The organism is Prosthecobacter sp., from assembly GCF_044222345.1.
Lineage (GTDB): Bacteria > Verrucomicrobiota > Verrucomicrobiia > Verrucomicrobiales > Verrucomicrobiaceae > Prosthecobacter.
In genome coordinates, this window is the sequence record NZ_JBGANL010000158.1 from 1 (window position 1) to 2,592 (window position 2,592).

The 2,592-nt window shown below is 53.7% G+C and carries 4 protein-coding genes; all 4 read left to right on the forward strand.

The annotated features are described in order from the left end of the window. Window positions 1-645 precede the first annotated feature (645 nt). The 4 genes from ACILSL_RS27570 to ACILSL_RS27585 all read left to right on the forward strand — a co-directional run bounded on the left by ACILSL_RS27570 (window position 646) and on the right by ACILSL_RS27585 (window position 2,544). Window positions 646-1,482, forward strand: a complete 837-nt coding sequence (locus ACILSL_RS27570; RefSeq protein WP_395735281.1) for a hypothetical protein — start codon at window positions 646-648, stop codon at window positions 1,480-1,482. Window positions 1,483-1,484: 2 nt separating this feature from the next. After that, window positions 1,485-1,700, forward strand: a complete 216-nt coding sequence (locus tag ACILSL_RS27575; RefSeq protein WP_395735282.1) for a hypothetical protein — start codon at window positions 1,485-1,487, stop codon at window positions 1,698-1,700. 83 nt (window positions 1,701-1,783) lie between these two features. Next, on the forward strand, window positions 1,784-2,293 hold the full coding sequence (locus ACILSL_RS27580; RefSeq protein ID WP_395735283.1) for a hypothetical protein: 510 nt from the start codon (window positions 1,784-1,786) through the stop codon (window positions 2,291-2,293). A 5-nt stretch (window positions 2,294-2,298) separates the two neighbouring features. Continuing rightward, entirely contained in the window at window positions 2,299-2,544 is a 246-nt protein-coding gene (locus ACILSL_RS27585) for a hypothetical protein (RefSeq protein ID WP_395735284.1), read from the forward strand. Window positions 2,545-2,592: the final 48 nt, after the last annotated feature.

Genomic DNA, 2,592 nt, shown 5'->3' on the forward strand with positions numbered 1-2,592 from the left:
TCCCGTCCCCCGCCCACCACCGCGCCCAAGAGCCCCGAGCAGTCACAGCGGCTCATCAACAACGTCATGAACCGCCCGCCCGAACAGCGCGGACACCCTCAGGTCCAGTCAGACGTCGCCCAGGCCCAGGACGTCTTGAAGAACCACGTCCAGAAGCTCGAAAACCAAACAGAGCCCCTGAGCGACGCCCAGAAAAAAGAACTCACCGATGCCAAGGCCACCCTCTCACGCCTGCCCGCTGAGAAGCCTGTAACCACACCGGAGAGCACCCTGCGTCCAGAATCGGCCAATCGCCCCCAGCCAGAGCCCCCAGACAGCGCCACCCGCCCGCACAGCGAAGCCGATCCCGACGCCCCACCTTCCACGGTTGATCCCACTCGCACACCCCACGCAGACACGGCTGCTGAAGCTCCGCGCAGCCGTGGTGACTCCGACGGACGGACACCGTATGCAGACACTCAGTCAAACGATACGCGTCCCACAGACAGCTCCCGTCCGCCCTCGCCCAACGCCCAAGACACCCCGCCCGCAGCCACCGCAAACGGCAGCCAGCCCTCGTCCCCATCCCCCGCCTCTCTCCCCCCGCCCAGAACCCCGCCGCTCAGCGTTCCCCAGTCGCAGCGACTCATCAATAATGTCGCGAACATGTCCCCCGAGGCCCGCCAGCACCCCCAGGTGCAGGCAGACGCTGCCCAGGCGCGGAGCGTGGTTGCTGGAACGACATCATCGGAGCCGAGACCCGTCATCCATCGACCGCAGTTCAAGCAGAAAGCATCTTTCAGCGGAGCAGCCGGTTCGCAACTAGATGGCGCGTCAAAAACACCGCAAGCAGCGCTCTTCGATAGCGTGCCGGGGGTGGAAAAGACCAGGGAGATGAGGGCAGCAGAAAATGCCTACCTGCGCAAGCATGCCACGCCGCGCCGCTCCCCGCCATCTAAGCATGTGACCACTGCTTCCATGGATGTGCATGATCTTGCCATGCAGAAAGCAGCCTTGCTGCAGGATGATGTGCATGATGGTTTCGGCATGCGGCCCGTCATGATGGGTCAGCATCTGTCCAGTTGGAGAAATGCTGGAGAGTACCATTCAGCCTCCTCGGTACAGCCCGCGCGCATAGCCGTCAGTCCGGACACGGGCACACCGCTGCTCACCTCCCTGCATGAACTGGGGCATCATGTAGATTTGCATCTGGATCCTCAAGATGTGGCAGCTGTAGTCAAAGCAGCCCTAGCATCTAGTAGCGCCGACTGGATTGAAAACTATGTCAGCAAAAACAAGGAATACTATCTTGACCCTAAAGAAATTTTTGCGCGTGCGTATGCTCAATATGTCACACTAAAAAGCGGTGATCATGAAGTACTGCAAGAACTTCAAAATGTGCTGGATGATGATGAAATTCATTGGAAACAATGGGGAAAATCTGATTGGATTCCTATCGAAGAAGCGATTACCAAAGCATTGAAAAGGAGAACATGGCTATGAACATGGATTTTTTTGAAAAAGAGAGAACACCTGAGGATATTGAAAGAAGAAAGAAAGCCGCCGCTTTTTTGAATGAACTTTCGGAGGCTGTGGAGAGTGGCCGGATCTCACTTGATGAGGGGGCTAGGCAACTTGCCTTAAGGCCCACCTGGTCCGGAACTTTTGCAGATGCCCGTCGATTCTTAGCCCCAGGCCCAAGGAAATCCGTTTTTCCCTGATGCCAGAATGATGTGTCTGGAACCATAAGCAGGCGCTGAACCCAGCAGAGATAGAAAATGAAAAGATGCCAGGCATGAATGGCATGGACATGCTTCCGCGCAATCTGGTAAAATACTTGGGACCGGTGAAGCTGTCTGTGAAAGCATCCTTGGATGAAGGCGCTTCCGGAGAGTACGACTACATGACCGACACCATGACCCTGTCTCACGAGAAGATTAAGACATACACTCCCCAGCAACTTCGCGCCATTATGTGGCATGAAATAGCTCACTGGCTGTATTACAGCGCCCAACTCAATCCCAAGGCCAGCCCTGCACTGAAAGCATGGCGTGCAAAAATAGACGCCCATTGGGCAAGCCGTACGAAAGGCGAAATCATCGGCAAGCATCAAAGTGAATGGAAATATATTCGCGACGGCTGGATTAGCGACTATGCCGGAAGGCTGTATCCTGGACAAGATGGAGGAATTGAAATTCCGTCGGTGTATTTAGAAAAAGCTGCGTTGGGTCCAGATCAGTTAGCGCTATGGTGCGAGCAATTTCCGAACGAAAAAGAAACTTTCGACATTGCTTTGTCACTTTTTGAAAAATAACGCACATGATAATTCAACTTCTCAAAAACAATATACCAGTTCTAACGGCGAGAAGTGCCCATCGCCAAGGAAACGCCTATGACATTCTTCCCATCACTTATGAAGGGGAGGCCAGTCTTATTACACCATCCTTGAAAATGGCCTCGGTCGACTTGCTTGAAAGTGTCTTCTCCCTTCTCGCTCGGAAACATGGTTTAGAATTGTCAGGAGATTATGACGCCATGATGATAAAGCATAACCTCAAGCCGTAAATTCTTTTTCACACTGAGTATTTTGCTCAATTTTTTTAACAGTATCCA

What these genes read in the sequence shown, in the direction of transcription:
- ACILSL_RS27570 (WP_395735281.1), top strand. Translation starts at nt 646, where the DNA reads ATGTCCCCCGAGGCCCGCCAGCACCCCCAGGTGCAGGCAGACGCTGCC.
- ACILSL_RS27575 (WP_395735282.1), top strand. Translation starts at nt 1,485, where the DNA reads ATGGATTTTTTTGAAAAAGAGAGAACACCTGAGGATATTGAAAGAAGA.
- ACILSL_RS27580 (WP_395735283.1), top strand. Translation starts at nt 1,784, where the DNA reads ATGGACATGCTTCCGCGCAATCTGGTAAAATACTTGGGACCGGTGAAG.
- ACILSL_RS27585 (WP_395735284.1), top strand. Translation starts at nt 2,299, where the DNA reads ATGATAATTCAACTTCTCAAAAACAATATACCAGTTCTAACGGCGAGA.